Origin of the sequence: Micromonospora narathiwatensis (assembly GCF_900089605.1) — a bacterium.
In the GTDB taxonomy this organism is placed as follows: Bacteria; Actinomycetota; Actinomycetes; order Mycobacteriales; family Micromonosporaceae; genus Micromonospora; species Micromonospora narathiwatensis.
This window is the reverse complement of record NZ_LT594324.1, coordinates 3,863,045-3,884,893: the sequence shown is the minus strand read 5'-3', so window position 1 is coordinate 3,884,893 and position 21,849 is coordinate 3,863,045. Positions and strand designations below refer to the sequence as shown.

The window sequence follows — 21,849 nt, the reverse complement described above, 5'->3', positions numbered from 1 at the left end:
GCTGCAGGTCACGCTTGATCGGCCGACGGTGGTGGCCGCCCGGCGAAACCGGTGCCCACCTGAAAGACTCCGTGGAACGTCGCTCGGTTGCAGCTGCTGGAAGAGTATTTGGAACTATTTGCGATCTGAGACCGACTAATGAACGGCCGATGATCAGCGGCCGGATCGTACCCGGACGGAGGGGTTCATGGGGGGCAGGGTCGCTCGCGTGGCGCGTACCTGGTTGGTGGTTCTCGGCGTGGCGTTGGGTGGTTCGGTGCTGCCGGCCAGCCCGGCCGCCGCGCACAACTCACTGACCGGCAGCAGCCCGAAGGACGGGGCGCGGGTGGCGACCGCCCCGAAACAGATCGAACTCCGTTTCCTCGCCACCCCGGCCCCCGATGCGACCAAGATCACAGTGACCGGGCCGGACGACGCGCCCGCCTCCGGCGGCGAGCCGACCATCTCCGGCAAGCGGGTGAGCGTGCCGTTCACCCCCGGGCCGGCCGGCGAGTACACCGTCTCGTACCGGGTCAGCTCGACCGACGGCCACCAGGTCAGCGGGAAGATCACCTTCACCCTGACCACCGGCGTGACCACCGCCACCCCCTCGGCCGAGGCGCCGCCGACGACCGTGCCGCCCACCTCCCCGGCGGCCGAGGCGACCACCCCGCCCGCGACCTCGACGGCGAGCCTCGAACCGGCCGCGTCACGCTCGGCCGACGGCGGCGGCGCCGGGCTGTGGTGGGCGCTCGGGGCGGTGGTCGTGCTCGGCGCGCTGGGCGGTGGGCTGCTGCTCTTCCGCCGCTCCGCGCGCCGCGGCTGACCGTCGCGGCCCGCCGCGACACGCCGGGACGTGACGGGGGCCCGCCGGTCGAACCGGCGGGCCCCGTCACGCGTACACGGTCAGACCAGGCGTACCCGGGCGGCGCGCAGCCGGGTCAGGGTGCGCTCGCGGCCGAGCACCTCAAGGGACTCGAAGAGCGGCAGGCCGACGGTGCGACCGGTGATCGCGACCCGGACCGGCGCCTGCGCCTTGCCCAGCTTCAGGCCGCGCTCCGCACCGACCGCCTCCAGCGTGGACTTCAGCGACTCGGCGGCCCAGGACTCCAGCCCCTCGTACGCGGCGATTGCCGCGTCCAGCAGTTCGGCCGCGCCCTCCTTCATCGCCTTCGCCCAGGCCGCCTCGTCGATCAGCGGATCGGCCAGGAAGAGGAAGTCGACGTTCGGCACGATCTCGCTGAGCACCGCGATCCGGGTCTGCGCCAGCGGCGCCACCGCGGCGAACGCGGCCGGGTCGAACTCCTGCGGCTGCCACGGCGGCGGAGCGATGGTGCCGGTGCCGGTCAGCCACGGCTGGCACTCCGTGATGAAGTCCTCGACGGGCAGCGCCCGGATGTAGTCGCCGTTGAACGCGCGCAGCTTCTTCTCGTCGAAGAACGCCGGGGAGGGGTTCACCTCCTCCAGCCGGAACTCCTCCTCGATCACCGACCAGGGCACGATCTCCCGGTCGCCGGAGGGCGCCCAGCCGAGCAGCATCAGGTAGTTGCGCATCGCCTCGGCGAGGTACCCCTCGTCGCGGTACGCCTCCAGGGCGACCTTGTCCCGCCGCTTGGACAGCTTCTGCCGCTTCTCGTTCACCACCACGGGCACGTGCGCCCAGACCGGCGGCTTGACCCCGAGCGCGTCCCAGAGCAGCTGCTGCTTCGGGGTGTTCGGCAGGTGCTCCTCGGCCCGGATCACGTGGGTGATCCCCATGGTCATGTCGTCGACCACGTTGGCGAGCAGGAACACCGGCGAGCCGTCGCCCCGGGCGATGACGAAGTCCTCGATCAGCTTGTTCTCGAAGGTCGGCTCGCCACGGATCAGGTCGACCACCACGGTCTCGCCCTCGTCCGGCGTACGGAAGCGCAGCGCCCGGCCCTCACCCGGGGGCAGCCCCCGGTCCCGGCAGAAGCCGTCGTAGCCGGCGTACTGGGAGCCGGTGCGGGCCTGCACGTCCTCCCGGGTGCAGTCGCAGTAGTACGCCCGGCCGCCCACGTGGAGCCGCTGGGCGGCGGCGCGGTGCTCGGCCGCGTACGACGACTGGAAGTGTGGGCCTTCGTAGCTGCCCCGCGCGATGCCGATCCAGTCCAGCGCCGACAGGATGCCCTCGGTCCACTCCGGCTTGTTGCGGGCCGCGTCGGTGTCCTCGATGCGGAGCACGAACACTCCGCCCTGCTGCTTGGCGTAGATCCAGTTCTGCAGGGCCGAGCGGGCGCCGCCGACGTGGAACATTCCGGTCGGGGAAGGGGCGAAGCGTACACGTACCGTCACGTCCCCCAGCCTACGGCCGCCGGCCAGCGGATTCCGAAAGGGGGCCGGTCAGGGTACCGATCTGATCTTCAACACCAGGGCGCTGCCGAGCAGGGTGACGACCGCGGTGGCCGCGTACAGGGTGGGGTAGCCACCCAGGTGGACCACGATCGGGGCGGAGAGCGCCGGGCCGAGCACCTGTGGCGCGGAGTTCGCGATGTTGATCACCCCGAGGTCCTTGGCCCGGTTGGTGGCGGCCGGCAGCACCTGGGTGATCAGCGCCGCGTCCACCGCCAGGTAGACGCCGTACCCGGCGCCGAGCAGCAGCGCGGCGGCGACCGCCATCGGCCAGACCGGCGCCGCCGCGAGCAGCAGCGCCGCGACCGCCATGATCAGCCCGGAGACGATCACGAAGACCTTGCGCCGCCCGGACCGGTCCGACAGCCGTCCGGCCACCACGGCGGTGAGCATCATGCCCAGCGTGTAGAGCAGGATCAGCACCAGCAGCGCGCCCTGCGGGTCGGGCACGCGCACCCCGTCGGCGAGGAAGTACAGCAGGTAGAGCGTGCCGAGCGCGTTGCCGGTCTGGACCAGGAACCGGGTGAACCAGGCCCAGGCGAAGTCGGGGTGCCGGCGCGGGCTGATCCACAGCGAGGCGAGCAGCCCGCGCAGCCGCAGCGCCGGCCGGTGCTCCCGGGGCAGCGGGTCGTCCGCGGTGAGCAGCGTGAACGGCAGCGACAGCAGCAGCACCGCGAGCGCGACGGCGGCGTACCCGGCGGCGTTGCCGGTGACCACGGCGGTGACCAGCACCGCCCCGACCACCAGGCCGAGCGCCTGCGGGATGCCCACCCAGCCGGAGACGCCGCCGCGCTGGGCGACCGGCACCCGGTCCGGGAGGGCGGCGGTGAGGCTGGCCAGCATCGCGTTGAAGCACACCTGGGCGGCGACCCAGGCGAGCGCCACCCCGGCGATGCTGTCCTGCCGGGCCAACAGCACCAGCGCGAGCGCGCCGAGCACCGCGCCGGAGGCGGTCCACACGTGTCGCCGGCCGAGGTGCCGGCCCGCCAGCCGGAGCACGGTCCGGTCGGACAGCGCCCCGGCGAGCGGGTTGGCCAGCACCGCGGCGAGCGCGCCGAGGCCGGTGACGACGGCGAGCATCGCCTCCTTGTCGCCGGGCGCGATCCGCGCGACCTGCTCGGGCAGCAGCACCTGGATCGGGGTGAAGAAGGCCATCCAGACGCCGAGGTTGGCCGCGAAGATCAGCGCGATCCAGCTCCGCCGCACCGGCACGGTCGGTTCGGCCAGCGCCGCCGGCAGCGCGGCCGGCGTCGGGTTCATCGTGGTCATGGCCGGACGACCCGGTCGCGGAACCAGGCGTACGACGACTTCGGGGTACGCCGCTGGGTGGCGTAGTCGACGTGCACCAGGCCGAACCGCTTGGTGAAGCCCTCCGCCCACTCCCAGTTGTCCAGCAGCGACCAGACGAAGTACCCGGTCACCTCGACCCCGGCGTCCATCGCCTCGCGGACCGCCCGGATGTGCCCGTCCAGGTACGCGATCCGCTCCGGGTCGGGCACCCGGCCGTCGGCGTCCGGCGCGTCGTCGTACGCGCAGCCGCTCTCGGTGACCTGGATCGGCGGCAGCGCGTCGCCGTACCGGTCGCGTAGCTGGACGAGCAGGTCGCGCAGCCCGTCCGGGACCACCGGCCAGTCGAACGCGGTGCGCGGGTACCCCGCCAGCGGCACCATCTCGAACGGCAGCGGGGACCCCTCCTCGGCGGCCCGGATGCCGGTCGGGTTGTAGTAGTTGACCCCGAGCACGTCGAGCGGGGCGGCGATCACCGCCAGGTCCCCGTCGCGGACCACGCCGGGGTCGAAGCCCAGTCCCTCCGGGTAGCCGAGGCCGAGCAGCGGGTCGGTGAAGAGCCGGTTGTGCAGCGCGTCGTACGCCGCCCCGGCGGCCCGGTCGGCGTCGGTGTCCCCGGCCAGCCGCACCGGGGAGTAGTTGTTCGCGATGGCCACCGGGCCGCAGCCTCGGGCGCGCAGCGCGGCGGCCGCGAGACCGTGTCCGAGAAGCTGGTGGTGAGCCACCGGGAAGGCGTCGAAGAGCAGCATCCGGCCGGGGGCGTGTACGCCCATGCCGTGCCCGAGGCTCATGTGGATGAACGGTTCGTTGAGGGTGATCCAGAGTTTCACCCGGTCGCCGAGGCGGCCGGCGACCAGGTCGGCGTACTCGGCGAAGCGGTGCGCGGTGTCCCGGTCGAGCCAGCCGCCGGCGTCCTCCAGGGCCTGCGGCAGGTCCCAGTGGAAGAGGGTGGCCACCGGCTCCACGCCCCGGTCGAGCAGCGCGTCCACCAGCCGTTCGTAGAAGTCCAGCCCGGCCGGGTTGGCCGCGCCCCGGCCGGTGGGCTGGATCCGGGGCCAGGCGATCGAGAACCGGTACCCGGACACCCCGAGCCCGGCCAGCAGCGCGACGTCCTCGGCGTACCGGTGGTAGTGGTCGCACGCCTCGTCGCCGGTGCTGCCGTCGACGATGCGGCCCGGGGTGTGGGCGAAGGTGTCCCAGATGGACGGACCCCGGCCGTCGGCGGTGGTCGCTCCCTCGATCTGGTACGCGGAGGTGGACACCCCCCATCGGAAGCCGGCGGGGAAGTCGGGCATCGGCGCGGTCGTCATTCGCCCTCCCAGAAACGCGAAGCGTGTTCGCGACTCTAGGGGTCGACCCGGTGATGCGCCATAGGTCGAGGGTGGACGGTCGCGCAAGGGTTTTCGGCGTGTCTTTTCCGAACACGTCCAGTTAAGTCCGAATTTGCGCATACAGTGCGGAATATCGCGGATGTCCTTAGTGGGAGAAAGACAAATGATCCTCGTGGAACGCAGTGCGCACGTGATGGCGCCGGTGGAAGCGGTCTGGGACGTGGTACAGCGGGCCGAGCAGCTGCCGGCCTGGCTGGCGGGGGTCCGCGCGGCCGAGGTCCTCTCGGGAGAGGGGTTCGGCCGGCGACAACTGGTCCAGGCCGGGCGCGGCGCGGCGCACGAGGCCGAGGTGATCGCCTATCAGGAGCCGACCCTGATCGGGTGGCGGGAGCGGGCCAAGGGCGCCGGCGCCCGGGCCGAGGCACGCACCGAGATCTACGTACAGCTGACCCCGGACGAGGAGGAGGGCGGGACGGTCGTGCGGCTCATCGTCGTACGGTGGCCCGCCGGGCCGGTCAAGGCCGCCCTGCTCCGGCTCGGCCTGCGGCGGGTCGGCGCCGACCTGGAGGACTCGCTCGCCCGGCTGACCGACCTGGCCGCCGTCGGTTGACCGAGCCGGTCCCGGCTCCGCCCGCGATGGTGATGGTCCGGCGTTCCCGCCAGGAACGCCGGACCATCGTCGACTGCGGCGCCGATCAGGCGGGCCGGCCCCGGCCCGCGCTGCCCGCTGCGCCCGCGCCGGTGTGACCCGGAGACCGCCCAAGATCGTGCTGCATCCTGGCGAGGGGCCCGGCGCGGGTAGCGCCGGGCCCCTCGTCACGGGTGGATCAGCTGTCGCCGCCGGTCTCGCCGACCGGGGCGGCGTTGACGTCCTCCAGCGCGTACTTCTTGGCGGCCTCGGCCGGCACGTGGGCCGGCACCGCGCCGCGGAGGGCGAGCTGGCGCAGCGCCGCGACGGTCACCGACTCGGCGTCCACATGGAAGTGCCGGCGCAGCGCGTGCCGGGTGTCCGACATGCCGAAGCCGTCGGTGCCGAGCGAGGTGTAGTCGCCGGGTACCCAACGGGCGATCAGGTCCGGTACCGCGCGCATCCAGTCGCTGACGGCGACCTTCGGCCCCTCGGCGTCGGCCAGCTTCCGCTGGATGTACGGCACCCGCTGCTCGGCGCCCGGGTTGAGCAGGTTGTGCTCCTCGCACTCCACCGCGTCCCGGCGTAGCTCGGTCCACGAGGTCACCGACCAGACGTCGGCGGCTACGCCCCAGTCCTCGGCGAGCAGCTGCTGGGCCCGCAGCGCCCACTGCATGCCCGTGCCGGAGGCCAGCAGGTTCGCCTTCGGCGCGTCGCCGCCGACCTGCGGGGCGGGGGAGTAGCGGTAGATGCCCTTGAGGATGCCCTCGGCGTCCACGCCCTGCGGCTCGGCCGGCTGGAAGATCGGCTCGTTGTAGATGGTGAGGTAGTAGAAGATGTTCTCCTGCGCCTCGCCGTACATCCGGTGCAGGCCGTTCTCCACGATGTGCGCGATCTCGTACGCGAACGCCGGGTCGTACGCGACCACCGCCGGGTTGGTCGCGGCGATCAGCAGCGAGTGGCCGTCCTCGTGCTGGAGGCCCTCACCGTTGAGCGTGGTCCGGCCGGCGGTCGCGCCGAGCAGGAAGCCCCGCGCCATCTGGTCGGCCGCGGCCCACAGCCCGTCGGCGGTCCGCTGGAACCCGAACATCGAGTAGAAGATGTACATCGGGATCATCGGCTCGCCGTGGGTGGCGTACGAGGTGCCGGCGGCGGTGAACGAGGCGACCGAGCCGGCCTCGTTGATCCCCTCGTGCAGGATCTGGCCGCCGGTGGCCTCCTTGTAGGACAGGAACAGGTCCCGGTCCACAGAGGTGTAGCGCTGGCCGTGCGGCGAGTAGATCTTCGCGGTCGGGAAGAGCGAGTCCATGCCGAAGGTACGGGCCTCGTCCGGGATGATCGGCACCCAGCGCTTGCCGAACTCCTTGTCCTTCATCACGTCCTTGAGCAGGCGGACGAAGGCCATGGTGGTGGCCACCTTCTGCTTGCCCGAGCCGCGCTTGACGTCGGAGAACCGCTCGGTGCCCGGGATCTGGAGGGCCTTGCCGGTGGTCTGCCGGGACGGCAGGTAGCCACCGAGCTGCTGGCGCCGCTCCTTGAGGTATTCGATCTCCTCGGACTTCTCCCCCGGGTGGAAGTACGGCGGGAGGTACGGGTTCTCCTCCAGCTGCTTGTCCGGGATGTCCAGGTAGAGCCGGTCGCGGAAGAGCTTCAGATCCTCCAGCGTCAGCTTCTTCATCTGGTGGGTGGCGTTGCGGGCCTCGAAGTGCGAGCCCAGCGTCCAGCCCTTGATGGTCTTGGCCAGGATCACCGTCGGCTGGCCGGTGTGCTCCATCGCCGCCTTGTAGGCCGCGTAGAGCTTGCGGTAGTCGTGGCCACCCCGCTTGAGGTTCCAGATCTCGTCGTCGCTGAGGTGCTCGACCATCTTGCGGGTGCGCGGGTCGCGGCCGAAGAAGTGCTCCCGGACGTACGCCCCGGACTCCGCCTTGTAGGTCTGGTAGTCGCCGTCGGGCGTGGTGTTCATCAGGTTGACCAGGGCACCGTCGGTGTCCGCCGCGAGCAGCGGGTCCCACTCCCGGCCCCAGACCACCTTGATCACGTTCCAGCCGGCGCCCCGGAAGAACGCCTCCAGCTCCTGCATGACCTTGCCGTTGCCCCGGACCGGGCCGTCCAGCCGCTGGAGGTTGCAGTTGATCACGAAGGTGAGGTTGTCCAGCTCCTCGCGGGCGGCCACGCCGATCGCGCCGAGCGACTCGACCTCGTCCATCTCACCGTCGCCGAGGAACGCCCAGACGTGCTGCTGGGAGGTGTCCTTGATGCCCCGGTGGTGCAGGTAGCGGTTGAACCGGGCCTGGTAGATCGCGTTGATCGGCCCGAGGCCCATGGAGACCGTGGGGAACTCCCAGAAGTCCGGCATCAGCCGCGGGTGCGGGTAAGAAGGAAGCCCGCCGCCCGGGTGCGACAACTCCTGCCGGAAACCGTCGAGCTGGTCGGCGCTGAGCCGGCCCTCCATGAACGCCCGCGCGTACATGCCGGGGGAGGCGTGACCCTGGTAGAAGATGTGGTCGCCGCCGCCCGGGTGGTCCTTGCCCCGGAAGAAGTGGTTGAAGCCCACCTCGTAGAGGGACGCGGAGCTGGCGAAGGTGGAGATGTGCCCGCCCACGCCGATCTCGGGACGCTGCGCCCGGTGCACCAGCATGGCGGCGTTCCATCGGATGTACGCCCGGATCCGCCGCTCGATGTGCTCGTCACCCGGGAACCACGGCTCGCGCTCCGGCGGGATGGAGTTGATGTAGTCGGTGGTGGTCAGGGAAGGCACCCCGACCTGGCGCTCTCGGGCCCGCTCCAGCAGGCGCAGCATGACGTAGCGGGCGCGCTTTGTCCCGCGTTCGTCGATGACACCGTCGAGCGACTCGACCCATTCGCTGGTCTCTTCAGGGTCGATGTCCGGAAGCTGGCTCGGCAGACCAGCGGTGATCACCGGGCGCTTGCGTTCCGTAGCCACAGGCGTTCCCTCGGTTCTGTGTGGGATAGGTCTCTAGCGCCATCCTGCCCCCTCGTGGCTCGTCCCGTCACGCCTCCCTCCCTCAGACGCGACGCTCAACACAGGTACCGGCCAGTAACATTGCGATATCGGGCCGCCCGTTACCCGCGGGAGCGCCGGCCGGGCCAGAATGCGGGTGTGCGCAGTGAGGTGATCAGCGTCCAGACCGGTTCCCGGCCGACCGTTCGGGACATCACCGCCGAGGCCGAGCGGTTCGTCTCCGACCAGGGGGACGGGCTGCTGCACGTCTTCGTGCCGCACGCCACCGCCGGACTGGCGATCATCGAGACCGGCTCCGGCTCCGACGAGGACCTGCTGCGCGCCCTGGACGACCTGCTCCCCACCGACGACCGGTGGCGGCACCGGCACGGCTCACCCGGTCACGGCCGCGACCACGTGCTGCCCGCGTTCGTCCCGCCGTACGCGACCCTGCCGGTGCTCGGCGGCCGCCTCCAGTTGGGCACCTGGCAGTCCCTCTGCCTGGTCGACACCAACGGCGACAACCCCACCCGCAAGGTCCGCTTCTCCTTCCTCCCCGGCTGACGCCCGCAGGAGGCGGTGCCGGGTCAGCCGAGCAGTCGGCGCAGTTGGCCCGGGGTGTGTCCGAGTTGCGCGCGGACCGTGCGGGTGAGGTGTGCCTGGTCGGCGAAGCCCAGCTCGGCGGCGAGCCCGGCCAGGCTGTCGACCCCCTCCTCCAGCCGGTCCAGCGCCCGCCCGACCCGCAGCCGGTTGCGGTAGCGGTCCTCGGGGAGGTCCGCCGCGCCCGGCGCGGCCGGGATCCGCTGCTCGACGTGGCGGTGCTGCGCCGGCCCGGGGTGGCGGTCGGGTTGGCGGCCTGCTGCGTGGTGATGGGCTGCTACGCCGGGTTCCTCTTCGTGCTCACCCTGCGCCTGCAGGACGGGCTGGGGTTCACCGCCCCGGCGGCGGGACTGGCGTTCCTCCCGTACGCCTCGGGTTTCGCCCTGTGCGGCCTGGCGGTGCCGCGTCTGCCGGAGCGGATCCGGGGTGTCCTGCCGGTGGCGGGGCCGCTGGTCCTGGCAACGGTGGTGGCGGCGCTGGCCTGGGCGTCGCGGGCGGCCTGGCCGTGGGTGCCCGCCAGCGGGCTGCTGCTGGTCGGCGGCGCGGCGCACGCGGCCTCGTTCAGCCCGCTGATCGGCCGGCTCACCGGAATCGTGCCGGTCGCCTCCGCGGCGGCGCTCTCCGCCCTGGTCTCCACCGGCACCCTGCTCGCCGCGGTCCTCGGGGTCACCACGATCGGCGGTCTCCACCTGGCGCTGCCCGGCGCCCCGCAGGCCCCGGCCGCCCTCACCGTCACCCTGCTGCTCCTCGGCGCGCTCGCCGCCCACCGCACCCTTCGTCCTTCCTCCTCCCCGGCCCGCGTTGATCATGAAGTGGTCGCCCGCCCGGCCGGCGTGTCGGAGCCATGACTTCGTGATCAACAGGGTGGGGCGGAGGTCAGGCGGCGGCGAGTTGGGTGACGCGGATCTTGGTGGCCAGGGCGTCGAGGAGGGTGCGGAGCAGGGCCTCCGTGGTCTCGTCCCGGACCGTGCCGTCCTGGGCGAGCTTCTCGTGGGCGTTGGTCACGATGATCTCCGGCTTGGTGACCACGGCGGAGTCGGTCCAGAGGAAGAGCTGGCGGAGCTGGAGCTGGGCCCGGACCGTGCCCATCCCGGTCGGGGCCGCGCCGACGATGGCGATCGGCTTGTGGGCGAGGGGGGAGACCCACGAGGTGATCGGGAAGCTCGGCCGGGAGGCCCAGTCGAGGGCGTTCTTGAGTACGCCGGGAACCCCGTAGTTGTACTCCGGGGTGGCGATGAGCAGGGCGTCCGCGGCGGCGATCCGCTGCCGCAGGTCCACCACGGCGGCCGGCGGCACCGGCTCGACGTCCTCGTTGAACGGCGGGATGGCGCCGAGGCCGGCGTACGGCTCGATGGTCAGGTCGGCCGGCGCGAGCCGTTGCGCCGCGCGGATGAGGGCGGTGTTGAACGACGCCTCGCGCAGGCTGCCGGAGAGGGCCAGGACGGAGAATTCGGACATGGGTGCGCCTCCAGTGACGGCGCTCGACGCGACTTGCGTGAGCTGCTCAATAGTGGAGCACCTCCACTATTGATTCGCAAGTACGATGTGAGACATGGCGCATCCCACCGTTCCCACCGCCGGCCCCGACACGGGCGACCGCACCGGCCTGGCCGGGGACACCGTGCGCCGGATCCTGCACATCGCCGCCGCGATGCGGCACCACCAGGACGAGGAGATCGCCGGGCTGGGGCTCACCCCGGCCGCGGCCCGGGCCCTGCACGCGCTCGACCCCGACCGTCCGCTGCCCGCGCGTGATCTCGCCGAGCAGCTCGGCTGTGACCGGTCCAACGTCACCGCGCTTGTCGACCGGCTGGAGCAGGCGGGGCTGGTCGAGCGGCGGGTCGACCCGGCCGACCGGCGGCAGAAGACGCTGGTGGTCACCGGGGCCGGCCGGCGCGTACGGGGCCAGGTGTGTCAGGTGATGTCGGACTCCCGACTCCTCGGCGGCCTCACCACCGGGGAGCTGGCCACGCTGCGCGAGCTGGTCTGGAAGGTCTCCGACGGCGGCTGCCCGGAGCCGTGCGGCGAAGGTTGAGCCCGATCGGTCCGATCGTGTCCGACTGGGCGACCTGAGCCTCCGTCGGTAATGCTGTCCGACGTGACCACCCCGCAAGATCTCGACGACCGGTTCCGGGAGGCGCTGGGCGCGCTCGGCGGGCCGGCCGAGCGCCGTGACCCGGCCGAGTGGCTGCCCGACGGCGGACCGTTGACCGGAGCGCAGGCACTGGCCCTGTTCGACGCCCAGGCGACCAGCCGGCTGCTGGACCTCGCCGCCCGGTGGCTGCGCACCTTCGGGGAGAGCTACTACACGATCGGCTCGGCGGGCCACGAGGGCAACGCCGCGGTCGCCGCCGCCCTGCGGCCGACCGACCCCGCCCTGCTGCACTACCGGTCCGGCGGCTTCTACTGCGTCCGTGCCGCCCAGGCGGCGGGCGGCTTTCCGGCCGCCCCCGCCGAGGGAAGGCCGGCCGGCGACGCCGACCCCGACGACGACCCCGACGATGCCGAACCCGAGGCGCCGGGCCCGGACGGGGCGGAACCCGCCGACCCGGACCACCAGGTGCCGTCGTCGCCCGCCGGCCCGTCCCCGGCCGCCGACCCCGACCGTCCGACGGGGACCCCGGCCGCCGATCCGTCGCCCGGGCCGGACGGCGAGGTGGATGTCGCGCCCGACGCCGGTGAGCCGGCCCTGGGTGCCACACCCGCCAGGTCGGGCGAGACGCCGGACGACCCCGAGCCGGTGCCCTCGCCGGCCGCTGCCGGGGTGGCCGTGGCGGCCACCGGCGAGGCCGGGCCGGCCGGGCCGGCGCTGCCCGCACCGGATCCCGGCGACGGGTACGCGCAGGCGGCGCGGGACGTGCTGCGCGGCATGGTCGCCTCGGCACGGGAACCGATCGCCGGCGGGCGGCACAAGGTGTTCGGCCGGGCCGACCTCGCGGTCATCCCGACGACCTCCACCATCGCGTCCCACCTGCCCCGGGCGGTCGGCATGGGGCTCGCCCTGGAACGGCTGCGCCGCGTCGGCGGCGGCCGGCGGCCCGGCGCGGCGGTGCCCGAGGCCGGCGGGGACGCCGCCGCCTCGCCGTGGCCGCCGGACGCGATCGTGGTCTGCTCGTTCGGGGACGCCTCGGTCAACCACGCCACCGCCGCCGCCGCGTTCAACACGGCCGGCTGGTACGACCACACCGGACTGCGTATCCCGGTCCTCTTCGTCTGCGAGGACAACGGGCTCGGCATCAGCGTGCGCTCGCCGAAGGGTTGGGTCGAGTCCACGCTGCGGTCCAGGCCGGGCATCCGGTACTTCGCCGCCGACGGCACCGATCCGGTCGAGGTGTACCGGGTGGCGGAGCAGGCGGCGGGCTGGGTACGCCGGCACCGGCGGCCGGCGGTGCTGCACCTGACCACCGTACGGCTGATGGGCCACGCCGGGGCCGACGCGGAGAGCGCGTACCGGAGCCCGGCCGAGATCTCCGCGGACCTGGCGCGTGATCCGTTGCTGGCCACGGCGCGGTTGCTGGTGACGGCGGGCTACGCCACCGGCGAGGAGTTGCTCGCCCGGTACGACGAGCGCGGCTGGCAGGTCCGCCGGATCGCCGAGGAGGTGCTCGACGAGCCGAAACTGGCGTCCCCGGCCGAGGTGGTGGCGGAGTTGGCCCCGCGCCGGCCGGTCCGGGTCTCCCGGGCGGTGGCCGACGCGGCGGCCCGTGCGGCCGGGCCGAACGCGGGCGCCCGGGCCGAGGCGTTCGGCGGCAAGCCGCCGGAACTGGCCGGGCCGCTGACCCTGGCGCAGAGCATCAACGCGGCGCTCGCCGACGGGATGCTGGACCATCCGGGGATGGCCGTCTTCGGCGAGGACGTCGCCGCCAAGGGCGGGGTGTACGGGGTGACCAAGGGGCTGCGGGACAGGTTCGGGGCGGCCCGGGTCTTCGACACGCTGCTCGACGAGACCTCGATCCTCGGGCTCGGGCTGGGCGCCGGCGTCGCCGGGATGCTGCCGGTGCCCGAGATCCAGTATCTGGCGTACCTGCACAACGCCGAGGACCAGCTCCGGGGCGAGGCCGCGACCATGCGGTTCTTCTCCCGGGGGGCGTACCGCAACCCGATGGTCGTCCGGGTGGCCGGGCTGGCCTACCAGGAGGGGTTCGGCGGGCACTTCCACAACGACAACTCGGTGGCCGTGCTCCGGGACGTGCCGGGCCTGGTGATCGCGGTGCCGGCCCGGCCGGACGACGCCGCGCCGATGCTCCGGACGTGCCTGGCCGCCGCGGCGGTGGACGGGACCGTCTGTGTGTTCCTGGAGCCGATCGCGCTCTACCACACCCGGGACCTCTACGCCGACGGCGACGGCGAATGGCTGGGCGAGTACGCCGAGCCGGGCGCCTGGGCCGCGCGCCACGTGCCGATCGGCCGGGCCCGGGTGTACGGGGTCGGCTCCGCCGAGGACCTTACGATCATCACCTTCGGCAACGGGGTGCGAATGTCGCTGCGGGCCGCGGCCACCCTCGCCGACGAGGGGATCGGCAGCCGGGTGGTGGATCTGCGCTGGCTCGCCCCGCTGCCGGTGGCCGACATCGTCCGGGAGTCCTCGGCCACCGGACGGGTGCTGGTCGTGGACGAGACCCGTCGCTCGGGCGGGGTGGGCGAGGGGGTGATCGCCGCGCTGGTGGACGGCGGATACGTCGGTGCGGCGCGACGAGTGGCCGGGCTTGACTGTTTTGTACCATTAGGTCCGGCAGCCCGTCAGGTTCTGGTCTCCGAGGAAGCCATTACCCAGGGTGCCCGTACGTTGCTGGCACGGTAAATTCCGTTCCACCCGGTGCGCCACTTGCGCGGGGGGCCACAAACTGTGTGGACTTGGCGCGACGGCGTCGGACGACGCCGCGAGCAGGTATGAAGATGAGGAGGCACGCGACAGTGAGCGCGACCGCTGGTCAGGCCGCCGACGGGGTACGCAGCCTGGCGGACCGGTTCGGTATCGAGCCGGGGATGGTCGTCATGGAGATGGGCTACGACGAAGACGTCGACCAGGATCTCCGGGACGCCCTGACCGACCGCTGTGGAGAGCTGGTCGACGAGGACACCGACGAGGTGGTCGACGCCGTTCTCGTCTGGTACCGGGACGGCGACGGTGACCTCTTCGAGCTCCTCGTTGACGCACTCGGGCCGCTGGCCGACAACGGGGTGGTCTGGCTCCTGACGCCCAAGGCCGGCCGGGACGGTCACGTCGAGCCGAGCGAGGTCGCGGAGAGCGCCCAGACCGCCGGCCTCCAGCAGACCTCGACGATCAACGCGGGTCGGGACTGGAGCGGTGCCCGCCTCGTGCTCCGGCGCGGGTCAAAGAGCCGGAAGTAGCCCCGTATGCCACCCGGCGGCGCCCGTCGCCGGGTGTGGCAGGCTGATCAACCCAGACTCGACCCAAGGAGTTCGCATGCCCATCGAGGTTGGCGCCGAGGCGCCGGACTTCGTGCTCAAGGACCAGAACAACCAGGAGGTCCGGCTCTCCGACTTCCGCGGCAAGCGGACCGTGCTCCTGGTGTTCTACCCGCTCGCCTTCACCGGCATCTGCCAGGGCGAGCTCTGCGAGGTGCGGGACAACCTCAACGAGTACGTCAACGACGACGTCCAGGTGCTGACCGTCAGCGTCGACTCGGTGTACGCGCACAAGATCTGGGCCGACCGGGAGGGCTACGAGTTCCCGATGCTGGCCGACTTCTGGCCGCACGGCGCGGTGGCCCAGGCGTACGGCGTCTTCAACGACGTCGCGGGCATCGCCAACCGGGGCACCTTCGTCATCGACAAGGACGGCGTGGTCCGGTTCGCCGAGATGAACATGCCGGGCGAGGCCCGGGACCAGCAGGGCTGGCGCAAGTCCCTGGCCGAGGCCGTCGCCGCCTGATCCCACCCCAGGCACGCCGTTCGACCGGGCCGGAGGCCGGCAGGTAAGCTTGCCGAACTCCGGCCCGCCGTACGGGCGTTCCGGGCGCGTAGCTCAGTGGGAGAGCACTCGCCTTACAAGCGAGGGGTCGCAGGTTCGAAACCTGCCGCGCCCACCACGTATCACCTGAACAGGCAAATCCGCCCGCACCCGAGCGACTTTGCTGGGGCGGGCGGAGCGCCTGACATCCAACTCTGACATCAGTTGCTCGGATCGAACGCTTCGCCCAGCCTCCGCAGGGCCTCCGTCTGTTCGGACATCCCGGTATGGGCGTAGACCATCATGGTGGCGTCTACGGGTGAGTGGCCGGCGACGGCCTGAGCGATGTGGGGCGGTGTCCCGAGGCTGAGCAGGAGCGTCAGGCAGGTGTGCCGAAGATCGTGGAACCGGATGCCTGGCAGTCCTGCCCGATCACGAACACTGTAGAAGTGCCGGGTCAGGTTCCCGGGCGAGAGGCTGTGCGAGTCTGATCAACGAGGTGATGGGGGATCGCTGGTGGGACAGCGGCACGTGCGGAAGATGTTGCGGAAGATGGCCGGCGGGCAGCCGGTGGAGGTCGAGCAGGTGGCCACGTTGCGCTCACTCGCCCTAATGGCCGCTGTTGCCGAGCAGTTCGGTTACGCGTACGCGGACACACGGCAGCGACACCGCAACGGGCCGCAGATGTTCTTCGTACCCGACCCCCATCCGCAGGCCCGCGAAAGGGCCGAGCGGAACCGAGTGCGGTACCCGGATGCCGCCACCGGGGGCGCACTGCCCCCCGTGCCTGCCGACGTGCTGGAACTGTTCAAGGCCCGTATCAGCTACGACCTCGAGGGCTGGCACACCGACAAGCAGCGAACGATGCTCCTCTATCTCGTCCTCACCGTGCTGTGCGTGATCCTCGGTGTGCGGCTCGGGCTAGGAGGGACGTCCCCCACCGTCGCCGCGACCGTCGCCGCCGTCGCCTGGGCGGCGCTGATGGCTGTCACCCTATTTTTGGTCTCCGTTCGTCGACGCAAACGGGCTAGGTTCGCCGCGATCCTGGAGGCGGCCGGGTTCACGCAGACGACTGAGCAGAGCGGCCGGGAGCGGTATCTGCCGCTGACGTACCAGTAGGCCGCACAACCGAGACAGGGCCATCGAGGCACATGACCTCACGATCATGCCGCTCCGTCGGCCGCGCCAGGACGTGGCGCGGTGATCTCCTGCTTGACCGCGCAGTCGCCGATGCGGGGGGCCGCGGCGGGAGAACGCGGCGAGGTTGTCGGACTTGTCGACGGCACCGACGGTCAGCGCCGCGTCGGCCGTACCCGGGGGTGCCGATGCTCGTCTCCCTGGGGCCCGCGTTGCCGCAACCGCCGCTCGGCGTGGCCCGATTTCCCGTACGCTCCGGCGACGCATCCGTCCCGGCACCCGAGTTGACGGGCTCCCTAGGGTGTAGGCGGGAGGTCGGCGATGCGGAGAGAGGTGGGCGGGACCCTCGCGGGTGTCACCGCGCTTCTGGTGGTCACCGGTTGCACGCCGGAGGGCCGCGCCGACCGGCCGGCCGTGGCCGTGACCAGCCCGGCGGCGTCCGCCAGCACGACGGTTGACGCGGCCACCCTGGCGACCGGCCCCGAGGCGGACGAGGTTCCCCGGCCGGTCCGCTGCGTGCCCGGCGAGGCGCACATGTCCGAACCGACGCCGACCCCGTCCGGCCCCGACGACGTGGTCGTGGGTCCGGTGGTCTGGCGGGGCCTGAAGGCGATGGCGACCGGAGATCCGGCGGCCTTCGGTTACCAGGACACCGACGGCGGCCACTACAAGATCGGGGTCGGGATCCAGGCCGGTGCGACCGTGACGGTCATGATCGGCCCCGAGGCCCGCGGCTACGCCGGCCTGAAGTACGGCCAGGCATGGGGGTACCGACCGGTGGCGGGGGTGCGGTTCTCCGCCTGCCCGGACGACGACACCTGGTTCGTCGGCGGCTTCTTCGTCAAGGGGCGCCGCTGCGTGCCGCTGGACGTCACGGCCGAGGGTGCCCCGCCGGTGCGGGTCGTCGTCTCGCTCTTCGCCGGCCCCTGCCCCGACTGACCGGCCCGAGGTCGCCCCGGCGTCGGCACCGGGCGTGACCTTGCCCACCCGCCCTGCGCTGGTAAGGGCAGGGGCCGGTCATCTGTCGTTACCCGGCGGTTAAGCTGGAGGCGCGAAGTCGCTCCCCGACCGGGGTGCGGCTTCGTAGTGCTTCACGGGGATCCGTGGAGCCCAGCCGTTCCGACGTTCTCCGGGCCAACCGAATCGGGACGACTGCACCCCCACCGCCCGACCGGCGCGTCCGGCGGGCCAACCCGGAACGGAGTAAGGCCACGCCATGAGCGTGTCTACGCAGGAACCCGCTGCCCCGGTCGAGTCGGCGGAACCCGCCGAGCGCGGCCGCCTCGACCGCTTCTTCGAGATCACCCGCCGGGGCTCGACGGTCAAGCGCGAGGTGCTCGCCGGGATCACCACCTTCGCGGCGATGTCGTACATCGTCGTGCTCAACCCGCTGATCATCGGCACCGCGCCCGACAAGGACAACAACCTGCTCGGCATGGGGCCGGTCGCCGGGGTCACCTGCCTCGTCGCGGCGGTCATGACGATCATGATGGGTGTCGTCGGCCGGGTGCCGTTCGCCGTGGCGACCGGCCTGGGTTTGAACGCCTTCGTCGCGTACGCCGTCGCCTCCCAGATGACCTGGGCCGAGGCGATGGGCCTGGTCGTCATCGAGGGGCTGATCATCACCGTGCTGGTGCTGACCGGCTTCCGGAAGGCCGTCTTCCGGGCCATCCCGGCCCCGCTGAAGGCGGCCATCGCCGCCGGTATCGGCCTGTTCATTGCCATGATCGGCCTCGTCGACGGTGGTCTGGTCCGGGCCGGCGAGGGCGTGCCGGTGCAGCTCGGCGCCGACGGCACGCTGCGCGGCTGGCCCACGGTCATCTTCCTGGTCGGCCTGCTGCTCACCGGCATCCTGGTCGCCCGCAAAGTGAAGGCCGGCATCCTGATCGGCATCGTGGTCACCACCGTCGCCGCGGCGATCGTCAACGCCTTCGCCAAGCCGGGCGGGGCCTTCCTCCCCGACGGCACGCCCAACCCGGGCGGGTGGCGGCTCAACGTCCCCACCCTGCCGGACCCGCTGATCAAGGCGCCCGACCTGCACCTGCTCGGCAACGTGTCGTTCAGCTCGTTCGCCCACGTCGGCGTGATGACCGCGCTGCTGCTGGTCTTCACCCTGGTCCTCGCGGACTTCTTCGACGTGATGGGCACCACCGTCGGCCTGGCCAAGCAGGCCGGCCTCACCAACTCGGACGGCACCGACATGCCCCGGCTGGGCAAGGTGCTCTTCGTCGACGGTGTCGCCGCGGTCGCCGGTGGCGCGGGCAACGCCTCCTCGGCCACCACGTACGTCGAGTCCTCCTCGGGCATCGCCGACGGTGGACGTACCGGCCTGACCAGCGTGGTCACCGGCGTCCTCTTCCTCGGCGCGCTGCTGCTCACCCCGCTGGTGTCGCTGGTGCCGAGCGAGGCCGCCGGCCCGGCCCTGGTGATCGTCGGCGCGCTGATGATCCGCCAGGTCAAGGACATCGACTTCACCGACGTGGGCGTCGCGGTCCCGGCGTTCCTGACCATGACCCTCATGCCCTTCACCTACTCGATCACCAACGGCATCGGCGCCGGCTTCGTGAGCTGGGTGGCGATCCGGGTGGCGCAGGGCAAGGCCCGGACGATCCACCCGCTGATGTGGGCGGTCTCCGCCGCGTTCGTGGTCTACTTCGGGATCAACCTGGTCAAGGCGGTCACCGGCGTCAGCTGACCGGATCCTCGTCGCGCCCCCGCTGCCCCTTGGCCCGAGGCAGCGGGGGCGCGGCGTATCTGGATCATGGGCGCTAGAGTGCCGTCGTCGCGCGGGCACGCGACCGCCGTGGGCGCAGGGGAGATGAGGTCATGGACCGCCGATCGCCGCGCTCGGAAGTGGTCATCGGTGGACCGATGGGTACGACGCGGCGTCGACGTTCCGCCTCCGAAGCGGCCACCGACGGTTGGCGGGTGCGGGAAGCTGGTCCGAACCGACGGAGGTGACCCGGATGAGCTACGCGGACGTCAACGGGGTCCGGCTCTGGTACGAGTTCCACGGGACCGGCCGGCCGCTGGTGCTGCTGCACGGCGGCTACGGGTCGGTGGAGATGTTCGCCCCGATCCTGCCCGCGTTGACCGCGCGCCGGCAGGTGATCGCGGTCGACCTCCAGGGCCACGGCCGCACCGCCGACGTGGACCGCCCGCTGCGCTACGAGTCGATGGCCGACGACATCGGCGCGCTGCTGCGCCACCTCGACCTGCCCGAGGCCGACGTGCTGGGCTACTCGCTCGGCGGCGGGGTGGCCCTGCGTACCGCGATCCAGCATCCCGACCGGGTCCGCCGCCTGGTGCTGGTCTCCACCGCGTTCCGGCGGGGCGGCTGGTATCCGGAGGTGCTGGCCGCGATGGCGGCCCAGGACGAGCGGGTCGGCGAGCAGATGCGCGGCACCCCGCCCCACGAGCTGTACGAGAAGGTGGCGCCGCGCCCGCAGGACTGGCCGAGGCTCTGGGCCAAGACCGGCGAGCTGCTGCGCCGCGACTACGACTGGTCCGCCGAGGTGGCCGCCCTCGCCCTGCCGGTGCTGCTGGTCTTCGCCGACGCCGACTCGATCCCGGTCAGCCACATGGCGGAGTTCTACGGGCTGCTCGGCGGCGGGCACCGGGATGCCGGCTGGGACGGCAGCGACCGGCCGGCGTCCCGGCTGGCCGTGCTGCCCGGCCTGACCCACTACGACATCGTCGGGTCACCGGCGCTGCCCGCCGCCGCCCTGCCGTTCCTCACCCACGAGGTCCGCGCGCCCGCCTGACCAACCGACGTATCCCCAGGTACCCGAGCAGCGCCAGCGCCGCCAGACCGCCCCACCACCAGGACCGGCCGCCCAACCCCCAAGGCGGGTCGGCGGCGCGGACCCGGCCGGCTTGCACCACGTTGTCCGCCACGTCGATCGCGAGCACCTGCTCCGGGGCGGTGAGCACGGTGGTGGGCGCGGCGGCGCCCGGCGCCAGGGCGAGCACGCGGATGCTCCGCACGTTGCCGTACGAGGTCCGCTGGCCGATCTCCAGCGGCTGGTCGAAGCGGGCCGGCGAGTTCGGCTCGGGCCGGTACGCGACCACCAGCGCGGAGCCGTCCGGCCGCCAGCCGAGCAGCCGGATGGTGGTGACGTCCTCGACGGCGGGCAGTTCCAGCCGGCCGAGGTCCCGGCCGCTGGCCGGGTCGACCCGGCGCAGCCGCCAGCGGTTGCTGTCCGGTTCCCGGGTGACCAGGGCCAGGCCGCCGTCCGGCAGCCAGGCCCCCTTGCCGGCCAGCCCTTCGTCGATCGACACCGGGAAAGCGGCGAGCCGGTGCCCGTCCACGCCGGCGACGACGACCTCGTTGCCGACCTGGTAGGCCAGCCGGGTCCCGTCGGCGGTGAAGGCGACCGGGGTGCCGAAGACCGGCTGCTGCTCGCCCTCGGCCAGCCGCACCGCGCGTCCGGTGTCGAGCCGCACCAGGCTGAGCACGTCCCGGTAGGCGCTGCCCTCTGGGTTGGCCCGGACGACGTCCCGGACCACCAGCGACTTCCCGTCCGGGGCCCAGCCAGCTGGCAGCGTGCCGCTGCTGTCGGGCACCACGCTGGGCAGCGGCCGTACCGCCCCGTCGACCAGGTCCACCAGTTCGATCCGGGAACGCTCGGTCGACCAGCGGTAGCGCGGCACGGCGATCCGCCGGCCGTCGGGGGAGAGCAGCACCTCCTCGCCGACCGGCGTCTCGTACCCCACCTGGTGGGTCCGGTAGCGATCCGCGTCGGCCCCGACGATGCCGATGGTGCCGTTCTCGTCGATCAGCCCGGTGAGCCCGCGGGCCTGGCCGCTGAAGATCACCGACGCCGGACCCAGTCGGGGCCAATCGGTGGCGTGCAGCGCGCCGATCGCCGGCAGACCGATCCGGTCGGGCAGCGCCGGGCCGTCCGAGCCGGCCGGCGCCGCCGATCCGCCCGCGCCGGCGCCCAGCGGCACCAGCGCCACCAGCACCAGCACCGCCGCGATCCCCGCCGCCATCCGCCGCCGTGTGCGCCGCGCCGTCCGCACGGCCCGCTCATGCACCTGGTACGCGGGCACGTCGGCCGCCGTCTCCCGCAACGCCTCCCGCAGTCGTACGCTCACCGCGCGCTCCTCTCCGGCAACCGCTCCACCAGATCGGGGACGAAGTCCCGGAGCCGGCGCAGGGCTTCGTGCCCGTGCCGCTTCACCGTGCCCAGCGAGCAGCCGAGCGCCTCGGCCACCTGCGCCTCGGTCAGGTCCTCGTAGAACCGGAGCACCACCACCGCCCGCTGCCGTGCGGTGAGCCGGCGCAGCGCGTCCACCAGGCTGAGTCGCAGCGCGGTGGTGTCCGCGTGGTCGCCGCCGCCCCGCTCGACCGGCTCCGGGGCCAGCCGCTCCACCACCCGGCGGCGGCGCCACCAGGAGACCTGCTGGTGGTACATGGCCCGGCGCACGTACGCCTCCGGGTCGCCGCCGCGGATCCGCCGCCAGTGCCGGTACGTCCGGGCCAGCGCGCTCTGCAACAGGTCCTCGGCGAGCTGGTGGTCCCCGGTGAGCAGGTACGCGGTCCGCGACAACGCGGCCGACCGCTGCACCACGAACTCGTGGAACGTCTCCGACATGCCCACCCCCTCGCCATGTTCAAACGCACCCCGTACGC

Annotated in this window: 19 protein-coding genes, 1 tRNA gene and 1 pseudogene; 12 read left to right on the top strand and 9 right to left on the bottom strand. The window is 72.5% G+C overall.

Annotated features, from left to right (window positions below; translation table 11 throughout):
- Positions 1-187: 187 nt before the first annotated feature.
- Positions 188-805, top strand: a complete 618-nt coding sequence (locus GA0070621_RS16510; protein WP_091196662.1) for a copper resistance CopC family protein — start codon at positions 188-190, stop codon at positions 803-805.
- An 80-nt stretch (positions 806-885) separates the two neighbouring features.
- Here the strand turns inward: GA0070621_RS16510 and gltX are convergent, their stop codons facing one another.
- From gltX to GA0070621_RS16495, 3 genes are read right to left on the bottom strand one after another with little or no spacing between them, the layout of a single operon-like run.
- Positions 886-2,295: a glutamate--tRNA ligase gene (gene gltX, locus GA0070621_RS16505; protein WP_091196659.1), complete on the bottom strand. Its 1,410-nt coding sequence runs from the start codon at positions 2,293-2,295 to the stop codon at positions 886-888.
- Between the two features lie 48 nt (positions 2,296-2,343).
- Positions 2,344-3,621, bottom strand: coding sequence for an MFS transporter (locus GA0070621_RS16500; RefSeq protein ID WP_091196657.1), 1,278 nt, complete (start codon positions 3,619-3,621; stop codon positions 2,344-2,346).
- Positions 3,618-4,949, bottom strand: coding sequence for a GH1 family beta-glucosidase (locus tag GA0070621_RS16495; protein WP_091196651.1), 1,332 nt, complete (start codon positions 4,947-4,949; stop codon positions 3,618-3,620). Before GA0070621_RS16495 ends, GA0070621_RS16500 begins: the two co-directional genes overlap by 4 nt.
- Positions 4,950-5,133: 184 nt before the next feature.
- Between GA0070621_RS16495 and GA0070621_RS16490 the strand changes: the two genes are divergently transcribed.
- The gene (locus GA0070621_RS16490) at positions 5,134-5,580 is read left to right on the top strand and encodes an SRPBCC family protein (RefSeq protein WP_046570642.1); all 447 of its coding nucleotides are present in this window, start codon (positions 5,134-5,136) and stop codon (positions 5,578-5,580) included.
- Between the two features lie 217 nt (positions 5,581-5,797).
- Here the strand turns inward: GA0070621_RS16490 and aceE are convergent, their stop codons facing one another.
- Positions 5,798-8,542 (bottom strand): pyruvate dehydrogenase (acetyl-transferring), homodimeric type, encoded by a 2,745-nt coding sequence (gene aceE / locus GA0070621_RS16485; RefSeq protein WP_091196648.1) that lies wholly within the window; start codon positions 8,540-8,542, stop codon positions 5,798-5,800.
- A 177-nt stretch (positions 8,543-8,719) separates the two neighbouring features.
- On the opposite strand from aceE, the gene GA0070621_RS16480 reads away from it, so the two are divergent.
- Entirely contained in the window at positions 8,720-9,124 is a 405-nt protein-coding gene (locus GA0070621_RS16480; protein WP_091196635.1) for a YjbQ family protein, read from the top strand.
- A gap of 23 nt (positions 9,125-9,147) precedes the next feature.
- Here GA0070621_RS16480 and GA0070621_RS31200 read toward each other — a convergent pair whose 3' ends face one another.
- Together GA0070621_RS31200 and GA0070621_RS16470 are read right to left on the bottom strand one after the other, a co-directional pair.
- Positions 9,148-9,969: a helix-turn-helix domain-containing protein gene (locus GA0070621_RS31200; RefSeq protein WP_091202512.1), complete on the bottom strand. Its 822-nt coding sequence runs from the start codon at positions 9,967-9,969 to the stop codon at positions 9,148-9,150.
- 67 nt (positions 9,970-10,036) lie between these two features.
- Entirely contained in the window at positions 10,037-10,618 is a 582-nt protein-coding gene (locus tag GA0070621_RS16470; RefSeq protein ID WP_091196632.1) for an NADPH-dependent FMN reductase, read from the bottom strand.
- A 94-nt stretch (positions 10,619-10,712) separates the two neighbouring features.
- On the opposite strand from GA0070621_RS16470, the gene GA0070621_RS16465 reads away from it, so the two are divergent.
- From GA0070621_RS16465 to GA0070621_RS16445, 5 genes are all read left to right on the top strand, one after another.
- Positions 10,713-11,195, top strand: a complete 483-nt coding sequence (locus GA0070621_RS16465) for a MarR family winged helix-turn-helix transcriptional regulator (RefSeq protein WP_091196628.1) — start codon at positions 10,713-10,715, stop codon at positions 11,193-11,195.
- Between the two features lie 276 nt (positions 11,196-11,471).
- On the top strand, positions 11,472-13,961 hold the full coding sequence (locus GA0070621_RS16460; protein WP_456237997.1) for a thiamine pyrophosphate-dependent enzyme: 2,490 nt from the start codon (positions 11,472-11,474) through the stop codon (positions 13,959-13,961).
- A 113-nt stretch (positions 13,962-14,074) separates the two neighbouring features.
- A complete protein-coding gene (locus GA0070621_RS16455; RefSeq protein ID WP_091196623.1) occupies positions 14,075-14,512 on the top strand; it encodes a DUF3052 domain-containing protein in 438 nt (145 codons plus the stop codon).
- Between the two features lie 76 nt (positions 14,513-14,588).
- The gene (locus GA0070621_RS16450) at positions 14,589-15,056 is read left to right on the top strand and encodes a peroxiredoxin (RefSeq protein ID WP_091196620.1); all 468 of its coding nucleotides are present in this window, start codon (positions 14,589-14,591) and stop codon (positions 15,054-15,056) included.
- A gap of 82 nt (positions 15,057-15,138) precedes the next feature.
- Positions 15,139-15,213, top strand: a tRNA-Val gene (locus tag GA0070621_RS16445).
- Positions 15,214-15,295: 82 nt separating this feature from the next.
- Here GA0070621_RS16445 and GA0070621_RS31290 read toward each other — a convergent pair.
- Positions 15,296-15,538, bottom strand: a pseudogene (locus tag GA0070621_RS31290) (tyrosine-type recombinase/integrase); the annotation flags it as partial.
- A gap of 52 nt (positions 15,539-15,590) precedes the next feature.
- Here GA0070621_RS31290 and GA0070621_RS16435 point away from each other — a divergent pair.
- The 4 genes from GA0070621_RS16435 to GA0070621_RS16420 all read left to right on the top strand — a co-directional run bounded on the left by GA0070621_RS16435 (position 15,591) and on the right by GA0070621_RS16420 (position 19,975).
- Positions 15,591-16,193, top strand: a complete 603-nt coding sequence (locus GA0070621_RS16435) for a hypothetical protein (RefSeq protein WP_157740005.1) — start codon at positions 15,591-15,593, stop codon at positions 16,191-16,193.
- 339 nt (positions 16,194-16,532) lie between these two features.
- A complete protein-coding gene (locus GA0070621_RS16430) occupies positions 16,533-17,150 on the top strand; it encodes a hypothetical protein (RefSeq protein WP_157740004.1) in 618 nt (205 codons plus the stop codon).
- Between the two features lie 277 nt (positions 17,151-17,427).
- Positions 17,428-18,906: an NCS2 family permease gene (locus tag GA0070621_RS16425; protein ID WP_091196609.1), complete on the top strand. Its 1,479-nt coding sequence runs from the start codon at positions 17,428-17,430 to the stop codon at positions 18,904-18,906.
- Positions 18,907-19,177: 271 nt separating this feature from the next.
- A complete protein-coding gene (locus GA0070621_RS16420; RefSeq protein ID WP_091202511.1) occupies positions 19,178-19,975 on the top strand; it encodes an alpha/beta fold hydrolase in 798 nt (265 codons plus the stop codon).
- On the opposite strand, the gene GA0070621_RS16415 is transcribed toward GA0070621_RS16420, so the two are convergent.
- A complete protein-coding gene (locus GA0070621_RS16415) occupies positions 19,947-21,311 on the bottom strand; it encodes a TolB family protein (protein WP_091196606.1) in 1,365 nt (454 codons plus the stop codon). The genes GA0070621_RS16420 and GA0070621_RS16415 overlap by 29 nt on opposite strands.
- The gene (locus tag GA0070621_RS16410; RefSeq protein ID WP_091196603.1) at positions 21,308-21,811 is read right to left on the bottom strand and encodes a SigE family RNA polymerase sigma factor; all 504 of its coding nucleotides are present in this window, start codon (positions 21,809-21,811) and stop codon (positions 21,308-21,310) included. The genes GA0070621_RS16415 and GA0070621_RS16410 overlap by 4 nt, the downstream gene beginning before the upstream one ends.
- Positions 21,812-21,849 lie beyond the last annotated feature (38 nt).